Below are 19854 nucleotides of genomic sequence, written 5' to 3'. Positions count from 1 at the left end.
TGAGTGTGCAGCCAGATCAAGGAAGATCCGGTCGCTCGGCCAGGAGCTGTCATGTCTCAACCTCGTGCCCGGATCGCCTCACAGCTTGGTCTTGCGCTTGCCGTGATACTGGCGATCGTCATCAGCGGCAGTACCGTGTTCGCCCTGCGTTCGCTGGACACCGCCAACCTCGCCACCCGCGAAGAGCACCTGGCCAGTGAAGCCCGGTTGCTGGCCGATCAATTGAGCACCTTTCACGGCACATTGCGTGAAAGCACCCAGCGTCTGGCCGGCCTGTTCGAGAAACGCTTCAACGCGGGGCTGAGCGTGCATCCGGACGAGCCGGTAACCGTGGCGGGCATCCAGACGCCGGGTCTGCATCTGGGCGCCGAAGTGTTGAACAACAACTTCAAGGAAGTCGATGAGTTCAAGCAAATGACGGCGGGTGTCGCCACGGTGTTCGTGCGCAGCGGCGACGACTTCATTCGGGTCAGCACCAATGTGAGCAAACAGGACGGCAACCGGGCTATCGGCACCGTGCTCGATCACGCGAACCCGGCATACGGCCGTTTGATGGCGGGGCAGAGTTTCGTCGGTCGGTCGTTGCTTTTCGAACGCTTCTACATGTCGCAGTACACCCCCGTACGGGACAGCAGCGGTAAGGTCATTGCCGTGTTGTACGTAGGATTCGACTACACCGACGCGCAGAACGCGCAGTTCGCCAACCTCAAGCGCTTCCGCATCGGCCAGAGCGGCTCTCTGGCGTTGCTTGATGAGCAGAACAAATGGCTGGTGCCGATCGCCGGCGTGCAAGCACTGGAGCGGGCTGTCCCCGCGATCAACAGCCTGGTGAAGACTCCGGGCAAGGGCGAGTTCTGGAGCGACAAGGCCGAAGATTTCTACAGCATTGCCGTACCGTTTGAAGACGGTCCATGGTCGGTCGTGGCGAGCATGCCGAAAACTGAAATCCGTGCCGTGACGTGGAGTGTCGGCATTCAATTGGCGATTGGCAGTCTACTGGCGATGTTGATCGCTGTGGGCTCGGCAGTCTGGTTGCTACGCAGCAAACTCGCCCCTTTGGGTGATCTGGTGCGACAAGCCGAAGCCTTGGGCGCCGGTGATTTGAGCGTGCGGCTGAACGTATCGAGCAACGACGAAATCGGCCAGTTGGCCCGTGCGTTCAACCAGATGAGCCAGGCGCTGTCGACCATGGTCGAGCACATCCGCAAGGCCTCGCAAGAGGTCAACAGCCGTGCCCAGGCCTTGTCCGGTCTCTCCGGTGGCGCCTATGAAGGGATGGAGCAGCAGTCGGGCGAAATCACCAGCATGGCCGGCGCGGTGGAAGAGTTCAGCGCCACGTCCTTGAACATTGCCGACAACATGGGCAGCACTCAGCGTCTGGCTCAAGAAAACGCACAACAAACCCAGATCGGTCGTACGTCGATGGACGAAGCGTCCTCGTCCCTGGAGCAAATCGCTGGCGCGCTGAACAGCACGGCGACGGTGATCAATACCTTGGGCCAGCGCTCCCAGGAAATCGGCGGCATTGTCGGGGTGATTACCTCGATCGCTGAGCAAACCAACTTGCTGGCGCTCAACGCCGCCATCGAAGCCGCGCGCGCCGGCGAGCAGGGGCGTGGTTTTGCCGTCGTGGCTGATGAAGTTCGTAACCTGGCGTCGCGCACCCGCCAGGCGACGGACGAGATTTCCGGGATGATCCAGAGCATTCAGCTGGAAACCGGGAATGCCATCAGCACCATGGAGCAGGGCAACTTGCTGATGCAGGAAGGCCTGTCGCGCAACGCCAACGTCGCTTCGGCGCTGGCGCGGATTGACGAACAAAGCCGTTCGGCCGGGCAGCAATTCGCCGCCATCACCACCGCGACCCAGGAACAAAGCAGCACCGCGACCCTGCTCAGCAGCAATCTGCAAAGCATCGCCTTGGCGAACAGTGAGCAGCGAGAAGTCGTGTCGAACCTGGCTGTGACGGCCAAAGAGCTGGAGAAGCTTGCGGCGGACTTGCGCCATGAGGTTGACCGGTTTCGTTGAGGCGCCTCTGAAATCGCCATCGCGAGCAGGCTCACTCCCACATTTGATCTCGGTTGTTCACAAATTCTGTGTTCACCGTCGATCCAATGTGGGAGTGAGCCTGCTCGCGATGGCATCGACTCAATTGCCGATTTGTCGCAAATCTGCGAATCAATTCCTCTCTAGTCGTCTTCCTTGGCATTTAGCACCAATGTCTCTGTTTTTGTGCTTGCTGAAACGTTTCTTCAAGTCTATAAAAATGGCACAACTCCAAGAAAGGCTGCTGCCATGACCCCGCTCAAACTCTTCGTTGCCCTCAGCGCACTGTCCGCTGCTTCCCAAGCCACGGCCTGGGACTATGTTTTGCTCGACACCGACAAAGCCGCCCAGAACTGGCAAATCACCAGCCAGCAACTCGGCGTAAAAACCGACAAACCCTTCAGCGTCACCCTGCGCACCTTGCACGGTGGTCGGCAGGAGGGGGTCAGCATCGTCGACATCGATAACGGCACGATGAAACTCTCGGTGGTGCCGACTCGTGGCATGAACGTCCTGCAGGCCTCGGTCGGCGATGTGCGCATGGGCTGGGATTCGCCGGTCAAGGAAGTGGTCAATCCATCCTTCATCGAACTCAACGGCCGCGGTGGCCTGGGCTGGCTGGAAGGTTTCAACGAACTGGTCACCCGCTGCGGCTACGAATGGGTCGGCCACCCCGGCATCGACAACGGCGAACTGCTGACCCTGCACGGTCGCGCCGCCAACATCCCCGCGAACAAAGTCACCCTGCACATCGATGAAAAACCGCCGTACGCCATCACCCTGCGCGGCGAGCTGAAAGAACAGGCGTTCAAGAAAGTCGACTTCTCCGTCGCGACCGAACTGGTCACCGAGCCCGGCAGCGTAGCGTTCGCCCTTAACGACACCCTGACCAATAACGGCGACTATCCGAAGGAATACCAGGCGCTGTACCACAGCAACTTCAGCACGCCGTTCCTGGAACAGGGCGCCCGCTTCGCCGCGCCGGTGAAACAGGTGTCGCCGTTCAACGACAAGGCCAAAGGCGATCTGCCGGACTGGCAAACTTACCGCGCACCGACCAAGGATTACGACGAAACGGTTTACAACGTAGTGCCGTACGCCGATGCCAAGGGCGATACGTTGACCGTGCTGCATAACAAGGCCGGCAGCCTGGGGGTTTCGGTCGGCTTCAACACTCAAACACTGCCCGTGTTCTCCCTGTGGAAAAACACCGATACCCAAGGGCAGGGCTATGTCACGGGGCTGGAGCCAGGGACGAGTTTTTCCTACAACCGCCGGTATCAACGGCCACTGAACCTGGTGCCGACGATTGGGCCGAAGGAACAGAAGCAGTTCGGGATCAGCTACAGCTTGTTGGCGGATAAGGCGGCTGTGGATAAGGCGTTGAAGCGGGTGAGCGAGATTCAGGGTGGGCGGGAGACTGAGGTGCGGCAGACGCCGTTGGTTGATCTGACCAAGGGGTGACGCCGGCTAGAGTGTTGTCGGCCGATATTGCAGCGCTTCGGCCAAGTGTTCACGGGTAATGCCTTCGACTTGCTCAAGGTCCGCCAAGGTGCGAGCCACCTTGAGCAGTCGATGGGCCGCTCGAAGGGACAAGGTCAGCCGTTCACACGCTGTTTCCAGCCAGGTTTCGTCGACTGTGGATAACTTGCAGTGTCTGCGCAGGCCCGGCAAATCGAGGAACGCATTGGCGCAGCCCTGGCGCGTTTGTTGGCGTTCTCGTGCATCGGCCACCAACTCGGCGGCGGTGGCAGTGTCGTCACCGGGTTTTAACGCAGGATTCAACGCCGTGGCTTCGCGAGCGACGGTCAGGTGCAGATCGATGCGGTCCAGCAGTGGCCCCGACAGCTTGTTGCGGTAACGCTGGACCATGTCCGGCGTACAACTGCATTTACCACTGGGCTCGCCAAGATATCCACAGGGGCAGGGATTCATCGCCGCGACCAGTTGAAAGCGTGCCGGGAAGCGTACGCGGTCCTTGGCGCGGGAAATCACGATGTGGCCGGATTCCAGTGGCTCTCTCAATACCTCCAATACCTTGCGATCAAATTCCGGAAGCTCATCGAGGAACAGCACGCCATGATGGGCGAGGGTGATTTCGCCGGGTTGTGGTTTCGAGCCACCGCCCACCAGTGCCGGGCCTGAAGCGGAGTGGTGCGGCTGTCGGAAGGGACGCTGTGGCCAATGACTCAACGGCACACAACTGGCGACCGATTGAATCGCCGCGACTTCCAGTGCTTCGCTCTCGGCCAATGGCGGTAACAACCCTGGCAGACGGCTCGCCAATAACGTTTTCCCCGTCCCCGGCGGTCCGCTGAACAGCAAGTTATGAGCACCCGCCGCCGCAATCAGCAAGGCTCGCTTGGCCGCAAGTTGCCCCTGCACTTCGTTCAAGTCTGGATAGGGTTTGCTGGCGTAGAGCAAACCGTTGGACGCATAGGGGGCGATGGGCGTGTGGCCATTGAAATGCGCGACCGCTTCCAGCAAATGATCCACCGCAATCACCTTCAACCCCGAAGCCAGGCAGGCCTCCTCGGCATTCGCCCGCGGCACTACCAGCGTGCGCCCGGCCTTGCGCGCCGCCAGCGCCGCCGGCAACACCCCGCGAACCGCCCGCACCGCACCCGATAGCGCCAACTCCCCAAGACACTCCACATCATCCAGCGTCAAAGTCGGTACCTGCACACTGGCCGACAGAATCCCCAATGCAATCGCCAGATCGAACCTCCCGCCGTCCTTTGGCAAATCGGCAGGGGCGAGATTCAAGGTGATGCGCCGTGCCGGAAATTGCAGGCCCGAATTGATGATCGCGCTGCGCACCCGGTCCTTGCTTTCCTTCACCGCCGCCTCGGGCAGCCCGACCATGGTCAGCGACGGCAAGCCGTTGGCCAGGTGCACTTCTACGGTAACGGCGGGTGCTTCCACGCCAATCTGGGCGCGGCTGTGGACGATGGAGAGGGACATGGTCGTTCCTTGAGCTGACGAGGACCGCTTCCTGCGGTTTTTTGAAGGGTAGTTGGCGGAGGAAGTTCTGGTGGGGTGGTTTAGGCGACAAACTTTCACTGGATGTTGCAAGTACGAAGCAGGCCAATCGCGAGGCACAAAAAAACCGCCACTCGGGCGGTTTCTTCGGGGAGCCTGGTCAGGCTCGTGCACCTGCAAGCAAGCCATCAGGTTCAAGTTCTTTGCCATACGTTGCTGCGACTTTAAAAAAGCGACGCTGACTGGCAGAAACGTTTCCGGCCAAGCGGAGCGCCTCGGCATGATACTCAGCGATCATTAATGGCTTCGCTTTTTGCTTTTTGGGTTTCATAGACACCTCGCGTGCCTGGATGAGTGGATTGATCTTATTGGTCGTCTAGCGAAAAGACAAGGCGGTTGGTTTTGTCAAAAATGAATCCAAGTTTTTGATAATAGTAAATGGCACCCGGGTCGGGTTCTTGTACCTCGATCTCATCGCAGCCCAGCATCCGCGCATAAAGTTCCGTAGCCAGCAATGCAATTGGAGCGATCCAGCCTCGCAAAGCGGGGGTGTTTCTTGTATGTCCCTGCAAAAGCACAATTTTTATGCAGATAGTGCTTTCACGCGGAGTCGCATAGCACAAGCCACAGAGCTCTTCTTCATACCAGATAGCCAGATCCAGCCCCCTTGCATCCTTACGCTTCCAGTCCGGAACGCATTCCCACGGGTACAGGGTTACTGCTTCCCACAGATGACAGGAGTTGATTGCAGCCGCGGTGATCGGATCGAGCCTGAGTGCTGAGACGTTGATTCCTGCGGCACGAATGTCAGGATCATCGGACATGGCTTCATAAGTGAGATTTCGAGCATCAGACTTGAATATCTGATTGCGGAGTTCTGTGCCTTTTCCTTTTCTTCTCATCGCTTTTGTACTGTTGAGATCGAGTCGAAGAAGGTAACGGACGCGGGCGTGGTCACGTAATCAGGCGGAGGAGCTGGCTACCGTAGGACCGTGCTTAGATGAATGAAGGACGTCAGAAGCGCAACAGGTGGAATTGGGTATGGTTGTGGAAAATGACTACGTCTGGCGGGCAGCAAACGTAGTCCATAGGCGGTGCAAATTGGTGTTAAAACGATTGCAGCATCCGCGAAGCTCGCTTCCACCAAGGCGCATTGACCGTACGTTTTGACTCATCCTGAAGAGGCAGCACGTATGGAATATCCTGCAACCGAATCCACGGCTGGTTGTTCCAGTGCAGCAAACTCAACGACATCTGCGGCCAATTCAGCAGACTCAGTATCGGGCGTTCGGTTGAGGTGGGTTGTTGGGCGTCTCTGAGAGCTGGCACTACGTCGTGGGTCAGCCATTCGCGCAGGCCTCGGTATTCGGGGCAGTAGTGGTAGATCAGTAACGCGTAGACGCCGGATTCGCTGATCAGCAGAGTGTTTTCGATGGCTCCGTGGATGAGCATTTGTACGGTTTGGTGTTGGTCGGGATCGAGTTTGCGTAGCGCTCGTTCATCCAGGAATAGCCTGAGTAGGCGGCCGAGGTCGCGGGCGCTGAACCAGGGTTGGTTTTCCAGGAGGAGGGCGTGGAGGTGGAGTTTGTGGCGGGTGAAGACGTGGGGGGTTAGATAGTTTTCATCCATGGTGCAGTACCCAAATTTCGCTTGATAAATAACTGCCATTTATCGTCGCCAAACAATAAGGGTGGCAGCTGTGTGCGGGTTGGCGAACCGGCCAAGCGAATACCGGCAGACCCTAAGGTCTCCCACACACAGCCGCCATAATTCGGATCGAGGAAGAAATACCTGATATCGAACAAGGTTGCGGTGCATAGCTTGGTATCCAGGTCGCCAAACCTAGTGCTGAACATTCAGCATTGGGTGAGCTTAGAAACCGGGGCTTTGCGGCGCAATCGGACGGCGGTGGTTTTCTTGTAGGACTCAGCCTGGAATTAGCGCTGAATGATCGTTCCCACGCTCTGCGTGGGAATGCATCCCGTGACGCTCTGCGTCACATCTGGAGCGGAACGCGGAGCGTCCCTGGCGGCATTCCCACGCAGAGCGTGGGAACGATCAGTTACTCGGCGTCAGCAGGTGGATTGAGCTTCGCTTCCAGCTCCGCCACTTTCGCCTCAAGGCTCTCCAACCGTGCGCGGGTGCGTGCCAGTACGACCATCTGGCTGTCGAACTCTTCCCGGCTCACCAGATCCAGCTTGCTGAAGCCGCTCTGCAACAAAGCCTTGAACTGGCTTTCGATTTCGCTTTTTGGCAGTGGGGTGTCGCCGCTGAAGAGGCGGGAGGCGGTGCCGCTCAGGGCGTCGAGGAAGTCTTTGGGCGCGAGCATGGGTAATGTCCTGTCAAACAATGGCGGGCAGTGTATCACGCAGTGTCTATAGTCAATCCCGACAGGAAGTCATGCACGCTTTTCGCGCATGCGGACGGATGGCATCGCACTGTTGTTGTGCGTAACGCAGCGGGAGTAGCGGTGAAGTGGCAGGGATCAGGGGCTAAGGGCCTGAAAACAGGGAGCTTTGTGGAGATGGCAAGCTTTCTGCTTAGCACCTAGTGACCCATGCACTGATGCAGTCACTGTGACGAAATGCAGTGCGCCAAACGGAACGGGGGAAGTGTTTCGTGCGGAGTGGTTAGCAGGCGTCGGACGGGCAGGTAAGGCCGACGATGCGTTACAAAGCCAGGCACTGCGCTTAGACTTGAGTCGGGTTTGTTTTCCTGGGGCAAGTCCACCAATTCGGGAGAGAGTTTTCATGAAGCTAGTCACTGCCATCATCAAGCCGTTCAAACTGGACGACGTACGCGAGTCGCTGTCCGAGATCGGCGTGCAGGGCATTACCGTTACTGAAGTCAAAGGCTTCGGTCGGCAGAAGGGTCACACCGAGCTGTATCGCGGCGCGGAGTACGTGGTCGATTTCCTGCCCAAGGTGAAAATCGATGTCGCCATAGACGACAAGGATCTGGACCGGGTTATCGAGGCGATAACCAAGGCTGCCAACACCGGCAAGATCGGTGACGGCAAGATCTTCGTGGTCAATCTGGAACAGGCGATTCGCATCCGTACCGGCGAAACCGATACCGACGCAATCTAAGCCGCCACAAACCCAACGCCCCAGGAGAAAACAATATGACTCTGCGTAAATTCGCAGGGCTAGGAGCCCTGTTGTCCCTCGTAATGCCCAGCCTGGCTATGGCGGCAGACGAAGTGGCGGCCCCAGTCCTCAACTCCGGCGACACCGCCTGGATGATGACCTCGACAGCCCTTGTGCTGTTCATGACCATTCCCGGCCTCGCGCTGTTCTACGGCGGCATGGTTCGTTCGAAAAACATTCTTTCCGTGATGATGCAGTGCTTCGCCATTACCGGCTTGATCAGCATCCTGTGGGTCATTTATGGCTACAGCATTGCGTTCGACACCACTGGCATGGAACAGGGCGTCGTCAACTTCAATTCATTCTTCGGCGGCATGGGCAAGGCGTTCCTTGCCGGTGTCACGCCTTCGAGCCTGACCGGGCCGGCGGCGCTGTTCCCTGAAGCGGTGTTCATCACCTTCCAGATGACCTTCGCCATCATCACCCCTGCGTTGATCGTCGGTGCCTTCGCCGAGCGGATGAAGTTTTCCGCCATGCTGATCTTCATGGGCGTCTGGTTCACCCTGGTTTATGCACCGATCGCGCACATGGTCTGGTCCGGTAACGGCGGCCTGATGTGGGACTGGGGCGTTCTCGACTTCGCTGGCGGCACCGTGGTGCATATCAACGCCGGTGTGGCCGGTCTGATTGCCTGCCTGGTATTGGGCAAGCGCAAAGGCTTCCCGACCACCCCGATGGCGCCGCACAACCTCGGTTACACCCTGATGGGCGCCGCGATGCTGTGGGTCGGCTGGTTTGGCTTCAACGCCGGTTCCGCTGCCGCCGCCAACGGCACTGCCGGTATGGCGATGCTGGTGACCCAGATCGCAACCGCCGCCGCTGCATTGGGCTGGATGTTCGCCGAGTGGATCACACACGGCAAACCAAGTGCTTTGGGTATTGCATCGGGTGTTGTGGCCGGTCTGGTTGCGATTACGCCAGCCGCTGGCACCGTGGGCCCGATGGGCGCCTTGGTCATCGGTCTGGCAGCCGGCGTGGTGTGCTTCTTCTGCGCCACCACCCTGAAACGCAAACTCGGTTATGACGACTCCCTGGATGCCTTCGGCGTGCACGGCATTGGCGGTATTCTCGGCGCAATCCTGACGGGTGTGTTCGCGGCACCGGCCCTTGGTGGCTTCGGTACCGTGACCGACATTGGTGCACAAGTCTGGATTCAGTGTAAAGGCGTGGGCTTCACGGTGATCTACACCGCGATCGTCACGTTCATCATCCTCAAGGTCCTGGACGCCGTCATGGGGCTGCGTATTACCGAAGAAGAAGAGGCTGTCGGCATCGATCTGGCACTCCACAACGAACGCGGCTACAACTTGTAAGCACGCGCATAAAAAATTTGCCCGGCTTGCCGGGCATTTTTTTGTCTGAAGTTTGTCAGTGAAGGAACTGCTGAAAGGTTTTTTCGTACACGTTTAGAGGCGTTTACGACGAGCGTTTTTCTGCGGCCAATGGCTTACATGATAGAAGGAATATTAGGGCCTTTGTTTTTTCCCAGAGCGCGCTAGAATGCGCCCCGAACGTGCGGAGAACTGTATGTGGCAACAGACTCTGATTACCCTGCGGGCGAGGCCCCGGGGCTTTCATCTGGTAACGGACGAGTTACTCGCCGGCTTGCCTGAACTCAAGGCATGTCGGGTCGGTCTGTTGCATTTGTGGCTGCAGCATACCTCGGCCTCGTTGACCATCAACGAGAACGCCGATCCGGCGGTACGTCGCGACTTCGAACGATTTTTCAATCGTCTGATCCCACAAGGAACAGACGGCTATGAGCATAACGACGAAGGCCTGGACGACCTCCCGGCGCACTTCAAGGCCAGCGTACTTGGCTGTCAGCTCAGTTTGCCGATTTCGGCAGGCCGACTGGCGCTGGGGACCTGGCAAGGCGTTTATCTGGGCGAGCACCGTGATTTTGGCGGTGCCCGTAAAGTCCTCGCCACCGTGCACGGTGAAGAGGCATAAAACTGCTGGTTACCAGCGGTGGTTGATTTTTTTCCGGCAGCCGTCGACAGACGGCGAAGCTGGGCTATAACTAATCTGCTTTTCGCAAGTCATGAGGTAGAACATGAGCGACGATGATCTGGAAAACGACGACCTCGAAGTAGGCGACGACGACGAAACCGAAGAAGGTCTGGAAACAGCAGCGGAAGACGTTGCTGACGACGATGGCGGTGAAGCGCCCGTTCCGACCGCCAAAGGCAAAGCCAAGGCAGCGGTGTCGGTCGATGAGCTGCCGAGCGTCGAAGCGAAAAACAAGGAGCGTGATGCTCTGGCGCGGGCCATGGAAGAGTTCCTGGCCAAGGGCGGCAAGGTGCAGGAAGTGGAGGCCAATGTGGTCGCCGATCCTCCCAAGAAGCCTGACAACAAGTACGGCAGCCGGCCTATCTGAGGCCGCCGCTTGCTTGCTGAAAAAGCCCGCCGTCGCTGCGGGCTTTTTCATGGGTAAAACAAAACTTTTGAGCCTGCGTCGATTCCCTGTGGGAGTGAGCCTGCTCGCGATAGTGGTGTGTCAGGCAATACAAATACTGAATGTCACTCCGCTATCGCGAGCAGGCTCACTCCCACAAGGGGAATATCGGTTGATCTCAAGGTTAGTGTTGGGCGTTCCAGAGGGCCAATAACCCCGGCAACTCGGTCAAGCTGCGAATCTCGGCATCCGGTGCCTTTTCGGCTTCCCAAACCTTGCCGGCCGGGTTAAACCAGATCGCCCGCAATCCCGCCTGCTGGGCGCCGGCAATGTCATCGCCGGGATGATCGCCGATATGTACCGCTGTTTCGGCAGTCGCGCCGCCCCGCAGCAGCGCTTCATGAAACAGTCGCGCATCGGGCTTGGCGATGCCGATGTCTTCGGCGCACAGGGCAAACTTGAAGTAGTCCGCCAGCCCGAGCCGGCGTACATCGGCGTTGCCATTGGTGACCACGCCGAGGGCATAGTGATTGGCCAGCGCCTCCAGGGTCGGTTGCACCTCCGGGAAGATTTCCAGCTGATGCCGCGCATGCAGAAACACTTCAAAACTCTGATCGGCCAGGTCTGAAGCCTGACCCTGGTCGTAACCGGCCTCTTCCAGCGCGTGGAACAAGACTCGGCGGCGCAGGGCGCTGATGCGGTGCTTGAGGCTTGGTTCGCTGTTGAGGATCCGCTCGCGAATCGACCACAAATGCTCCACCGGCACGGCGCCCAGGTTCGGTGCATGCTCGGTCAGCCATTCACGTAATACGGCTTCGGCGCTGACGATCACCGGGGCGGTATCCCACAGGGTGTCGTCGAGGTCGAAGGTGATCAATTGAATTCTCATGACTCATCGCCTTTGATGCGTTTGGCCCGTGGATGGGCGCTGTCGTAAACCGTCGCCAGGTGCTGGAAGTCCAGGTGGGTGTAGATCTGGGTGGTTTTGATGTCCGAATGGCCGAGCAATTCCTGAACCGCCCGCAGGTCCTGGGAGGACTCCAGCAAATGGCTGGCGAAGGAGTGCCGCAGCATGTGCGGATGCAGGTTTTGTCCCAGTTCGCGCTCGCCAGCGGCTTTAACCCGCACTTGAATCGCCCGTGGGCCGAGGCGCCGGCCTTGCTGGCTGACAAACACCGCGTCGTCCGCCGGGTTGGTCATGGCCCGTAGCGGCAGCCACAACTCCAGCGCTTCGCGAGCTTTTTTGCCCACTGGCAACAGTCGAGTCTTGCTGCCCTTGCCGAGCACTTGAACCATGCCATCGGCCAGGTCCAACTGGTCCAGATTGAGCCCGGTCAGCTCCGACAGCCGCAAACCTGAGGAATAGAACAGCTCCAGGATCGCCTGATCCCGACGCGCCAGAAAATCATCTTCCACCGCGCCCTCAAGCAGTTGCAGCGCACGGTCGGTGTCGAGGGTTTTCGGCAGCCGGCGTTCGCCCTTCGGCGGTGCCAGGCCGTTGGCCGGGTCGTGATCGCACAGACCTTCGCGGTTCAGATAGTGATAAAGCCCGCGCACCGCCGACAGCAGCCGCGCCAGGCTGCGGGACGATTGGCCTTGTGAATGCAAGCGTGCGATCAAGCTGCGCAGGCGTTGAATGTCCAGGGCCGCCCAACTGCTGATGTTCTGTTTGACGCACCAGCCCAGCACTTTGTCGAGGTCGCGACGGTAGGCGTACAGCGTGTGGGGCGACACCTGCCGCTCACTGCGCAAGTGTTCGCAGTAAGCGTCCAGTTGTCGTTCCATGGTCAGCGTACCGAGCGCAGGGAGGTGTTGACCCGTGGCAGCACGCGGCCCATGACTTCGGCGATGTAGCTGAGGAACAGCGTGCCCACCGAGCTCTTGTAGTGCTGCGGGTCGCGGCTGGCGATGGCCAGCACGCCATGGATGCCCTGATGGCTAATGGCGACGACGGCGGTGGAACCGATCTGCTTGCGCTGTTCTTCGCCAAACAAAAAGTCCAGTTCATGCTCACGCAAGCTGCCGCTGACGCTTTTGTCTTCCGAGAGCAAACCACCGATGGCCGTTTGCGCGTCGGCATGAGTCACCCAGCGGCCGACCGGCATCGGGTTGTCACCCAGCAGGATCAGGCTGACGAAGGGCACCTGGAAGTCCTGGCGCAGACTGTCTTCGACGCTGATTACCACGTCTTCCAGGCTGGTGGCGTCCATTAGCGCGAGAATCAGCCGGCGGGTCTTGTCGAAGAGGCGGTCGTTGTCGCGGGCAACGTCCATCAAGTGCGAGAGGCGATGACGCAACTCGATGTTGCGGTCGCGCAGGATCGTCATCTGGCGTTCGACCAGCGAGATGGTGTCGCCGCGCTGGTGCGGAATACGCAAGGTTGCGAGCAGGTCTTCATGCTCGACGAAGAAATCCGGATGAGCCTCCAGGTACGCGGCAATCGCCGCCGCCTCAAGGCTTTCGGAAGGGGATTCGTCGGGCTGTAGGGCGGGAACCTGGGGCTTATCTTTCATGGATTCGACTCTCTCAAAGACGCACTTGTCCTTCATAAACGCGCACTGCCGGGCCGGTCATCATGACCGGTTGGCCAGGGCCTGCCCATTCAATGGACAAACGCCCGCCAGGCAGGTCGATCAATAGCGGCGAATCCATCCACCCCTGGCTGATCGCGGCCACTGCGGCAGCGCAGGCGCCGGTTCCGCACGCCTGGGTTTCCCCGGCCCCGCGTTCCCAGACGCGCAATTGCGCGCGGTTTCGGTCGATGACCTGGAGAAAACCGACATTAACCCGCGCCGGAAAGCGCGAATGGTTCTCGATTTTCGGTCCCAGTTCATGCACCGGTGCATTGTTGATGTCGCTGACTCGCAGCACGGCATGGGGGTTGCCCATGGAGATGGCGGCCAGTTCGATCGCCGTGCCATCGACGTCGACCTTATAACTCAGGGCCTGTTCCGGCGCGTCGAACGGGATGTCGGCTGGCACCAGGCGCGGTGCGCCCATGTTGACACCGATCTGCCCGTCGTTGCGGACATCCAGTTCGATGATGCCGCTTTTGGTCTCGACACGGATCTGCCGCTTCGCCGTCAGGCGCTTGTCGAGCACGAAGCGTGCGAAACAGCGCGCACCGTTGCCGCACTGTTCCACTTCGGAGCCGTCGGCGTTGAAGATCCGGTAACGGAAATCCACGTCCGGGTTGCTCGGCGCTTCGACGATCAGCAACTGGTCGAAACCGATCCCCGTGTGCCGATCGCCCCATTGCTTGGCGTGTTTGGGCAGGATGTGCGCATGCTGGCTGACCAGGTCAAGGACCATGAAGTCATTGCCCAGGCCGTGCATCTTGGTAAAACGCAGCAGCATGGGTTTACTCCGGCAGCAGGCTTTCGCCAGCAAACAACTCGGCTACCGTCTCACGGCGACGCACTTCAAATGCCTGATCACCGTCCACCAACACTTCAGCGGCACGGCCGCGGGTGTTGTAGTTGGAACTCATGACAAACCCGTAGGCACCGGCCGAATGCACGGCCAGCAGATCGCCTTCTTCCAGGGCCAACTCACGATCCTTGGCCAGGAAGTCGCCGGTCTCGCAGATCGGGCCGACGATGTCGTAGGCGCGAGCGACGCTGTTGCGCGGACGCACGGCGGTGACGTCCATCCAGGCTTGATACAACGCCGGGCGGATCAGGTCATTCATGGCCGCGTCGACGATGGCGAAGTCTTTGTGTTCGGTGTGCTTGAGGTACTCGACCTGGGTCAGCAGCACGCCGGCGTTGGCGACGATGAAGCGGCCCGGCTCGAACACCAGCGCCAGGTCACGACCGTCGAGACGCTCGCGCACGGCCTTGATGTAGTCGGCAGCCAATGGCGGCTCTTCATCGCGATAACGCACGCCCAAACCACCACCGAGATCGATGTGGCGCAGGTAGATGCCGCAATCGCCGAGGCGGTCGACCAGGCCCAGCAGGCGGTCGAGGGCATCGATGAACGGCGGCAGGGTGGTCAGTTGCGAACCGATGTGGCAATCGACACCGACTACTTCCAGGTTTGGCAGTTGGGCGGCGCGGATGTACACGTCTTCGGCGTCGGCGATGGCGATACCGAACTTGTTCTCTTTAAGACCGGTGGAAATGTACGGGTGAGTGCCGGCGTCGACATCCGGGTTCACGCGTAGCGAGATCGGCGCGCGAACGCCCAGCTCGGCGGCGACGACTTGCAGACGTTCCAGCTCATCGGTGGATTCGACGTTGAAGCAGTGCACGCCGACTTCCAGGGCACGACGCATGTCGTCACGGGTCTTGCCGACACCGGAGAACACGATCTTGTCAGCAGTGCCGCCAGCGGCCAGTACGCGCTCCAGTTCACCACGGGAAACGATGTCGAAACCGGCGCCCAGACGCGCCAGGACATTCAGTACACCCAGGTTGGAGTTGGCCTTGACCGCAAAGCAGACCAGATGCGGCATGCCGGCCAGCGCATCGGCGTAAGCCAGGTATTGAGCTTCGATGTGCGCACGGGAGTAAACGTAGGTCGGTGTACCAAAGCGCTCGGCGATGGCGGACAGGGCAACCCCTTCCGCGAACAGCTCACCGTCACGGTAGTTAAAAGCGTCCATGGCGTTCCCTTAGTAGACGTCGTGCTTGTGGGCTTTCGACGGAGTCTGCTGCGACGATTTGGCTTGCTCTGCAGGGTCCTGATTTTCATCAGGCAGGTACAGGGGGCCTTTTTGACCACAGGCCGACACAAGGCAAGCAACCGCGACGAGCGCAGCAAGGGAAGAGATCAGGCGCTTCATGGCGAAATCCTTGAAAATGCGTTAATTGCGCCGGAGTATACCGGCCACCCGGCAGCTTGCCTATGCAACGGGGCTCCCGTCCGGCGGGGCTTCGCACGATGCCTGCCAGTTATGTGCAATCCCTGTGGGAGCGAGCCTGCTCGCGATGGCGGAGTGTCAGTCAACGAAGATGTTGAATATGATGGCCCCATCGCGAGCAGGCTCGCTCCCACAGGTTTGCAGGTCTGTAGGAAAGGCCCTTGGTCGTTATCCTTTGCAATCACCGGGGCTCGCCCGTATCTTGCGGCGCTTGAGCGTGAGTAGACACTTTTTGAGGTTCCCGCAATGAGTTTGACTGAAGCCCGTTTCCACGACCTGGTCGATGCCACCCAGCAGGCGCTGGAGGATATTTTTGACGAGTGTGACCTGGATATCGATCTGGAGAGCTCGGCCGGTGTGCTCACCGTCAAGTTCGAAAACGGCAGCCAATTGATCTTCAGTCGTCAGGAACCGCTGCGGCAGCTGTGGCTGGCGGCCGTGTCCGGCGGGTTCCACTTCGATTACGACGAAGAGAGCAAGCGCTGGATGTGTGACAAGAGCGACGAACAACTCGGCGAGATGCTCGAGCGCATCGTCAAGCAGCAAGCTGACGCCGAGCTCGATTTCGAAGGTCTGTGAGATCGTGACCCAGCCTGCGCCCGTTCGTGCGCCAAAACCGCTCTACAGCAATGTCAGCCCGGCGGTGGCTTCGCCGTGCAGCGACGTGTGTCGGCTGGATGAGCAGAAGGTCTGCCTTGGGTGTTTTCGCCATGTCGAAGATATCCGCGAATGGCGTTCGGCCGATGATGAACGGCGGCGTGTCATTTGCGCCCAGGCGGCGCAGCGCAAGACCGCCACCTGACGCCTTCACGCGACCTGTAGCAGCTGGCGAAGCCTGCGTTCGGCTGCGCAGCAGTCGTAAAACCTGAATGTTCGGTACTCCTGATGCACCGTTCGCCTGATCCCACGACTGCTACGCAGCCGAACGCAGGCTTCGCCAGCTGCTACAAAAGTGTGTCGTCGCCCCTTACTTGTATATTTATTGTGCTGTGATAGTGTCGAGAAACGCCTCAACCCATCGAGGCTCGTGAAAACCCCGCCTTTTTCTGGCGGGGTTTTGCTTTTTCTGTGCAGAAGAAAGGAGTCTGCCCAAATCATGACCGCACCTTCAATCACCCTTACCCGTCTGGACGTGCAACGTCTGGAGCGCCTGATCGACAGCCTGGATGACACGCTGCCGGGCGTTATCGCGCTGCAAACCGAACTGGATCGCGCCGATAGCGTGGTCGGTCACGATGAAGTGCCCGCCGATGTCGTGACCATGAATTCCCGTGTGCATTGCCGTGAAGAAGGCAGCGGCAAGGACTATCACCTGACGCTGGTTTATCCGAAGGATGCCAATGCCGACGAAGGCAAGATTTCCATTCTGGCGCCAGTGGGCAGTGCGTTGCTCGGCCTGAAGGTGGGTCAGCACATCGACTGGCCGGCTCCGGGCGGCAAGACGCTGAAACTGACCCTGCTGGAAGTCGAATCGCAGCCGGCCGAGGGCGGCCACTTCCCCGAGTAAATCCTCAGACCTGCTCGAGCGCCTCGTTCAATGCGCGCTCCAGGTCAGCCTTGTAGCGCAAATACAAAATGCTTGAACTCTGACCATCACCGAGCAGGCCTGACAGGTCCAGGTCGGTGATGTAGCAGCGATAGCGTTCGGTTTCACGGCGCTGCTCGACGATTTCCCGGGCGACCACGCTGAACAGTCGTTCGCCATGTTCCAACTCTGAAAATTCCCGCTGATTGCAATACAACGTGACCTGCACCTGCCCCGGTGCGGCTTTGCCGACAATCGCCTGCACATCGTAGAACGGTTTGTTGACCGGGGTTTGCGGCGCTGGCCGGGATTCGACCCGACGCGCCCTTACGGGGCCGGAGGGCAGCAGTTGGTAATACAGGATGTCCAGACTCTGGGGCTGGGCGACTTCCATCGGCAGTAAGGCGTCGCGTCGGTACTGGATCGATTGCAGGAAACGTTGCAGCGGCACCAGCAGGCTTTGCTCGTCGTGGTAAGGCAAGCGCTGCTGCCACAGGACATTGAGTTCATCCAGCACGTACAGGTCGGCGTGGTATTCGTTGATCCGGTAGAACACCTGAATGCAATCGGGCTGCCCCATTGGCAGGACCAGCGCCAGGTCGTGGTCTTCCAGCACCATCGGGTCCAGGTGCAGCGGGCTGTAGCTTGCCCGTTCTTCGCCCAGGTAATCGATCAGCGCCGGCAGCGTGTCCAGGGCGATATGTTTGACCTGGCCGGGCACCAGTTCGAGCACGTGGTAGTGCTGCTGGACTTGAATCAGGTAGCGATGATTGAGCTGGCTCAACAGCAGGTTCTGCGCGGTGTCGAGGATCTCTTCGACCCGCCGGGCGATGAATTGCGCGCGGTTGTGGCAGAAGCATCGAACCCGCAACGTGGGTTGTTGTAGCCCGCCGGGCAGGTTGTTGAGGTAATCGCGCACGCAGTCGAGCAGCGCGTGAGGGCCGTCGAAGCGGCTGACCAGCACTTCGTTCCAACTGTTGAGCGTGACCTGATCGAGGGTCAACACCAGGTTTTCCCGGACGCCGGCGTAACTCAGGGAGTCGGTGCGCTCGGTGGTCATCAGGATGTTCAGGTCGCGGTGGTGCTTGAGTGGATCGACGCCGACATTCACCAGAATCAGCACTTCGCTCGGCACACTCGCGCGCAGTAACGGTTCTTCGGCGACGGTTGTCAGCGGCAGCGCGATGCTCTGTTGCAGGCTGCCGAGCAGGTTGAACAGTTCGAACTCGCTCAGGTCGCTGGTGCCGGGATGCAAGGCCAGGCGAGTGCTGCTGTCGATCACGCCGTTGCGGTGACACCAGGTCAGCAGTTCCAGCAGTTGGCGGCTGCGCTTGATCGGTGCGAAATGCTCCCATTCGAGGGCTGTCAGGCTGCCGTTGTACAAACCCCACTGAGTTTGCCCCGATTCTTTCTTGTTCGGCGCGTGTACCAGCGTGAGGGTGTCTTCGGCCAGATCCGGGGCGATGCCAGGGTTGATGAACTCGATCTTGTCGGCCTTGCGCTCGAACGCTGCGTACAGCCGTCGACCCAGTACGTTGAGGTCGCGCTTGTTGATCAGGCTGACAGTCTGTTCGTTGCGGGCGAATTGGGTCAGGAAACGGTAGCTGTAATTGAGCTCCTTGACCAAGGCCCTGCGTTCAGAGCCGACCTGACGGACTTTCCACTGGCTGCGGCTGTCGAGCAGGGCCAGTTGACGATGATCCCACTGCCATTCGTGGGCCAGACGTTCGAGCAACGAGCGCTGCCAGCTCTGCGTGCGGCTGTTGCTGCCGGTGAGTTTGCGATTGACCTTCAGGTACAACGCCCGGCGCACCAGCTCCAGGCGTTCCGGCTCGCCGCGGGCGGTGAGGTATTCCTCGATGCGTCGGTAAACCACGATGTACGGATCCAGCTCATCAAGGTCGAGCTGATTGGCAAACACCGCTTGCTTGAAGCGCAGGCTCAGGCAATGAACCTTGGGATGTTCGCTGGCGTACACCTCGATCAGCAGCAGTTTGAGTACCGATTTGTAGGGCGACTCGATGCCCTTGAACAACTGCCAGAGCCCGGCGCCGATAAATTCGCCGGGCGGGATATTGGCCAGATGGCCCAGGTCGAGGGTTTCATCGGCACGGATGAAGCGCTTGGACATCAGCGTGTGGGTGTAACGGTCGTAGCTCGCTTCTTCGTAGACGGGCACCAGCCACCAGATGGGCGTGCGTCCGGCCAGCCAGATCGCGGTGCGATAAAACTCGTCCAGCAGCAGATAGTGCTGGGTGGTGCCGCAGTCTTCCGAACTCAGTTGCGTATCACGTTCGCCGCGTACGAAACGGGTCGGGTCGATCAGGAAGAAATGCGCCTCGGCACCCTGACTGGCAGCCCAGGTTTCGAGGAGCTGGCATTTTTTGCGCAGTTCAGCGAGCTCGCTTTCGCTCAAGTCCGGCCCGTGACAGACCCACACGTCCATGTCGCTCTGGTCGGCCTGGGCGAGAGTGCCGAGGCTGCCCATCAGGAACAGGCCGTGAATCGGTCGCGGCGGATTGCTGCCATGGCGGGGTTTATAAGAAAACGAGCGGGTCAGGCGTTGGGCTTCGGCCAGGGTGTTGGCGTCGGGTTCGTAGTTCGACAGCCCGGCCGGCGTGCTGCCCGAAACGTACCCCGGCAACAGCGGATGATTGACGTGGAAAAACAGCGGCAACAAGGTCAGAACGGCTTGCTGGCGGGTCGACAACCCTTCCATGGCGCGGGCCATGCGGCCTTCGTTGAGCTTCAGAAAGCGTGCGCGCAGTTGACTGAGAACCTTGCGGTCGATTCCCTCGTCCAGATCGGGGCGGATTTCATGGGGGCGGGTCATGTCAGCTCAAACCGGCTCGCGGGGCTCAGACGTGATTGTCTGCGGATGAGGGGC

The 19854-nt window shown here is 59.6% G+C and carries 21 protein-coding genes; 9 read left to right on the top strand and 12 right to left on the bottom strand.

From position 1 onward, the window contains the following. The first annotated feature begins 51 nt into the window (after positions 1 to 51). Positions 52 to 2028 (top strand): methyl-accepting chemotaxis protein, encoded by a 1977-nt coding sequence (locus ACQ4OB_RS22415; RefSeq protein WP_076029306.1) that lies wholly within the window; start codon positions 52 to 54, stop codon positions 2026 to 2028. Between the two features lie 267 nt (positions 2029 to 2295). Further along, a complete protein-coding gene (locus ACQ4OB_RS22410) occupies positions 2296 to 3510 on the top strand; it encodes an aldose 1-epimerase family protein (RefSeq protein ID WP_430956463.1) in 1215 nt (404 codons plus the stop codon). A gap of 6 nt (positions 3511 to 3516) precedes the next feature. Here the strand turns inward: ACQ4OB_RS22410 and ACQ4OB_RS22405 are convergent, their stop codons facing one another. The 5 genes from ACQ4OB_RS22405 to ACQ4OB_RS22385 all read right to left on the bottom strand — a co-directional run bounded on the left by ACQ4OB_RS22405 (position 3517) and on the right by ACQ4OB_RS22385 (position 7357). Then, positions 3517 to 5010: a YifB family Mg chelatase-like AAA ATPase gene (locus tag ACQ4OB_RS22405; RefSeq protein ID WP_076029308.1), complete on the bottom strand. Its 1494-nt coding sequence runs from the start codon at positions 5008 to 5010 to the stop codon at positions 3517 to 3519. A gap of 178 nt (positions 5011 to 5188) precedes the next feature. Continuing rightward, positions 5189 to 5359 (bottom strand): hypothetical protein, encoded by a 171-nt coding sequence (locus ACQ4OB_RS22400; protein ID WP_173860504.1) that lies wholly within the window; start codon positions 5357 to 5359, stop codon positions 5189 to 5191. A gap of 34 nt (positions 5360 to 5393) precedes the next feature. Further along, entirely contained in the window at positions 5394 to 5930 is a 537-nt protein-coding gene (locus tag ACQ4OB_RS22395) for an N-acetyltransferase (protein WP_102614566.1), read from the bottom strand. A 205-nt stretch (positions 5931 to 6135) separates the two neighbouring features. Further along, entirely contained in the window at positions 6136 to 6657 is a 522-nt protein-coding gene (locus ACQ4OB_RS22390; protein WP_430956467.1) for a BRO-N domain-containing protein, read from the bottom strand. Between the two features lie 433 nt (positions 6658 to 7090). Then, positions 7091 to 7357 (bottom strand): accessory factor UbiK family protein, encoded by a 267-nt coding sequence (locus ACQ4OB_RS22385; protein WP_007894783.1) that lies wholly within the window; start codon positions 7355 to 7357, stop codon positions 7091 to 7093. A gap of 421 nt (positions 7358 to 7778) precedes the next feature. On the opposite strand from ACQ4OB_RS22385, the gene glnK reads away from it, so the two are divergent. From glnK to sutA, 4 genes are all read left to right on the top strand, one after another. Next, positions 7779 to 8117: a P-II family nitrogen regulator gene (gene glnK / locus ACQ4OB_RS22380; protein ID WP_002555808.1), complete on the top strand. Its 339-nt coding sequence runs from the start codon at positions 7779 to 7781 to the stop codon at positions 8115 to 8117. A gap of 35 nt (positions 8118 to 8152) precedes the next feature. Beyond that, on the top strand, positions 8153 to 9490 hold the full coding sequence (locus tag ACQ4OB_RS22375; RefSeq protein WP_074871910.1) for an ammonium transporter: 1338 nt from the start codon (positions 8153 to 8155) through the stop codon (positions 9488 to 9490). Positions 9491 to 9704: 214 nt separating this feature from the next. Beyond that, the gene (locus tag ACQ4OB_RS22370; protein ID WP_008030499.1) at positions 9705 to 10130 is read left to right on the top strand and encodes a secondary thiamine-phosphate synthase enzyme YjbQ; all 426 of its coding nucleotides are present in this window, start codon (positions 9705 to 9707) and stop codon (positions 10128 to 10130) included. A gap of 103 nt (positions 10131 to 10233) precedes the next feature. Further along, on the top strand, positions 10234 to 10557 hold the full coding sequence (gene sutA, locus ACQ4OB_RS22365) for a transcriptional regulator SutA (protein WP_046045079.1): 324 nt from the start codon (positions 10234 to 10236) through the stop codon (positions 10555 to 10557). A gap of 202 nt (positions 10558 to 10759) precedes the next feature. On the opposite strand, the gene ACQ4OB_RS22360 is transcribed toward sutA, so the two are convergent. The 6 genes from ACQ4OB_RS22360 to lptM are packed head-to-tail and all read right to left on the bottom strand — an operon-like array spanning position 10760 to position 15364. Beyond that, positions 10760 to 11464, bottom strand: a complete 705-nt coding sequence (locus ACQ4OB_RS22360; protein ID WP_102614569.1) for an HAD family hydrolase — start codon at positions 11462 to 11464, stop codon at positions 10760 to 10762. Then, positions 11461 to 12360, bottom strand: a complete 900-nt coding sequence (gene xerC / locus ACQ4OB_RS22355; RefSeq protein WP_008150257.1) for a tyrosine recombinase XerC — start codon at positions 12358 to 12360, stop codon at positions 11461 to 11463. Before xerC ends, ACQ4OB_RS22360 begins: the two co-directional genes overlap by 4 nt. Before the next feature lie 2 nt (positions 12361 to 12362). Further along, positions 12363 to 13088: a DUF484 family protein gene (locus tag ACQ4OB_RS22350; protein WP_074871905.1), complete on the bottom strand. Its 726-nt coding sequence runs from the start codon at positions 13086 to 13088 to the stop codon at positions 12363 to 12365. 13 nt (positions 13089 to 13101) lie between these two features. Beyond that, positions 13102 to 13932 carry a diaminopimelate epimerase gene (gene dapF, locus ACQ4OB_RS22345; RefSeq protein WP_430956462.1) on the bottom strand — a complete coding sequence of 277 codons (831 nt, stop codon included), beginning with the start codon at positions 13930 to 13932 and terminating at the stop codon, positions 13102 to 13104. Positions 13933 to 13936: 4 nt separating this feature from the next. Further along, the gene (gene lysA / locus ACQ4OB_RS22340; RefSeq protein WP_076029321.1) at positions 13937 to 15184 is read right to left on the bottom strand and encodes a diaminopimelate decarboxylase; all 1248 of its coding nucleotides are present in this window, start codon (positions 15182 to 15184) and stop codon (positions 13937 to 13939) included. 9 nt (positions 15185 to 15193) lie between these two features. Beyond that, positions 15194 to 15364, bottom strand: a complete 171-nt coding sequence (gene lptM, locus ACQ4OB_RS22335) for an LPS translocon maturation chaperone LptM (protein WP_074871901.1) — start codon at positions 15362 to 15364, stop codon at positions 15194 to 15196. Positions 15365 to 15688: 324 nt separating this feature from the next. On the opposite strand from lptM, the gene cyaY reads away from it, so the two are divergent. From cyaY to rnk, 3 genes are all read left to right on the top strand, one after another. Next, on the top strand, positions 15689 to 16021 hold the full coding sequence (cyaY, locus tag ACQ4OB_RS22330) for an iron donor protein CyaY (RefSeq protein ID WP_046053810.1): 333 nt from the start codon (positions 15689 to 15691) through the stop codon (positions 16019 to 16021). A gap of 4 nt (positions 16022 to 16025) precedes the next feature. Beyond that, positions 16026 to 16244, top strand: a complete 219-nt coding sequence (locus ACQ4OB_RS22325) for a DUF1289 domain-containing protein (RefSeq protein ID WP_430956461.1) — start codon at positions 16026 to 16028, stop codon at positions 16242 to 16244. Positions 16245 to 16538: 294 nt separating this feature from the next. Further along, positions 16539 to 16949 carry a nucleoside diphosphate kinase regulator gene (gene rnk / locus ACQ4OB_RS22320; protein ID WP_074871896.1) on the top strand — a complete coding sequence of 137 codons (411 nt, stop codon included), beginning with the start codon at positions 16539 to 16541 and terminating at the stop codon, positions 16947 to 16949. Positions 16950 to 16953: 4 nt separating this feature from the next. Here rnk and ACQ4OB_RS22315 read toward each other — a convergent pair whose 3' ends face one another. Beyond that, positions 16954 to 19800: a class I adenylate cyclase gene (locus ACQ4OB_RS22315; RefSeq protein WP_430956460.1), complete on the bottom strand. Its 2847-nt coding sequence runs from the start codon at positions 19798 to 19800 to the stop codon at positions 16954 to 16956. Positions 19801 to 19854: the final 54 nt, after the last annotated feature.

The organism is Pseudomonas sp. ES4 (assembly GCF_050586665.1).
In the GTDB taxonomy this organism is placed as follows: Bacteria; Pseudomonadota; Gammaproteobacteria; order Pseudomonadales; family Pseudomonadaceae; genus Aquipseudomonas; species Aquipseudomonas frederiksbergensis.
Note: the sequence above shows the minus strand (reverse complement) of the source record. Positions and strands in the feature narration are given on the sequence as shown.

Excerpts from the sequence above, each read along its gene's own strand:
- dapF (WP_430956462.1), bottom strand. The coding sequence starts at position 13,932 with ATGCTGCTGCGTTTTACCAAGATGCACGGCCTGGGCAATGACTTCATG.
- ACQ4OB_RS22360 (WP_102614569.1), bottom strand. The coding sequence starts at position 11,464 with ATGAGAATTCAATTGATCACCTTCGACCTCGACGACACCCTGTGGGAT.
- ACQ4OB_RS22395 (WP_102614566.1), bottom strand. The coding sequence starts at position 5,930 with ATGAGAAGAAAAGGAAAAGGCACAGAACTCCGCAATCAGATATTCAAG.
- xerC (WP_008150257.1), bottom strand. The coding sequence starts at position 12,360 with ATGGAACGACAACTGGACGCTTACTGCGAACACTTGCGCAGTGAGCGG.
- ACQ4OB_RS22400 (WP_173860504.1), bottom strand. The coding sequence starts at position 5,359 with ATGAAACCCAAAAAGCAAAAAGCGAAGCCATTAATGATCGCTGAGTAT.
- ACQ4OB_RS22410 (WP_430956463.1), top strand. The coding sequence starts at position 2,296 with ATGACCCCGCTCAAACTCTTCGTTGCCCTCAGCGCACTGTCCGCTGCT.
- ACQ4OB_RS22315 (WP_430956460.1), bottom strand. The coding sequence starts at position 19,800 with ATGACCCGCCCCCATGAAATCCGCCCCGATCTGGACGAGGGAATCGAC.
- ACQ4OB_RS22350 (WP_074871905.1), bottom strand. The coding sequence starts at position 13,088 with ATGAAAGATAAGCCCCAGGTTCCCGCCCTACAGCCCGACGAATCCCCT.
- lysA (WP_076029321.1), bottom strand. The coding sequence starts at position 15,184 with ATGGACGCTTTTAACTACCGTGACGGTGAGCTGTTCGCGGAAGGGGTT.
- rnk (WP_074871896.1), top strand. The coding sequence starts at position 16,539 with ATGACCGCACCTTCAATCACCCTTACCCGTCTGGACGTGCAACGTCTG.
- ACQ4OB_RS22385 (WP_007894783.1), bottom strand. The coding sequence starts at position 7,357 with ATGCTCGCGCCCAAAGACTTCCTCGACGCCCTGAGCGGCACCGCCTCC.
- ACQ4OB_RS22375 (WP_074871910.1), top strand. The coding sequence starts at position 8,153 with ATGACTCTGCGTAAATTCGCAGGGCTAGGAGCCCTGTTGTCCCTCGTA.
- glnK (WP_002555808.1), top strand. The coding sequence starts at position 7,779 with ATGAAGCTAGTCACTGCCATCATCAAGCCGTTCAAACTGGACGACGTA.
- ACQ4OB_RS22390 (WP_430956467.1), bottom strand. The coding sequence starts at position 6,657 with ATGGATGAAAACTATCTAACCCCCCACGTCTTCACCCGCCACAAACTC.
- ACQ4OB_RS22370 (WP_008030499.1), top strand. The coding sequence starts at position 9,705 with ATGTGGCAACAGACTCTGATTACCCTGCGGGCGAGGCCCCGGGGCTTT.
- sutA (WP_046045079.1), top strand. The coding sequence starts at position 10,234 with ATGAGCGACGATGATCTGGAAAACGACGACCTCGAAGTAGGCGACGAC.
- ACQ4OB_RS22415 (WP_076029306.1), top strand. The coding sequence starts at position 52 with ATGTCTCAACCTCGTGCCCGGATCGCCTCACAGCTTGGTCTTGCGCTT.
- ACQ4OB_RS22405 (WP_076029308.1), bottom strand. The coding sequence starts at position 5,010 with ATGTCCCTCTCCATCGTCCACAGCCGCGCCCAGATTGGCGTGGAAGCA.
- cyaY (WP_046053810.1), top strand. The coding sequence starts at position 15,689 with ATGAGTTTGACTGAAGCCCGTTTCCACGACCTGGTCGATGCCACCCAG.
- lptM (WP_074871901.1), bottom strand. The coding sequence starts at position 15,364 with ATGAAGCGCCTGATCTCTTCCCTTGCTGCGCTCGTCGCGGTTGCTTGC.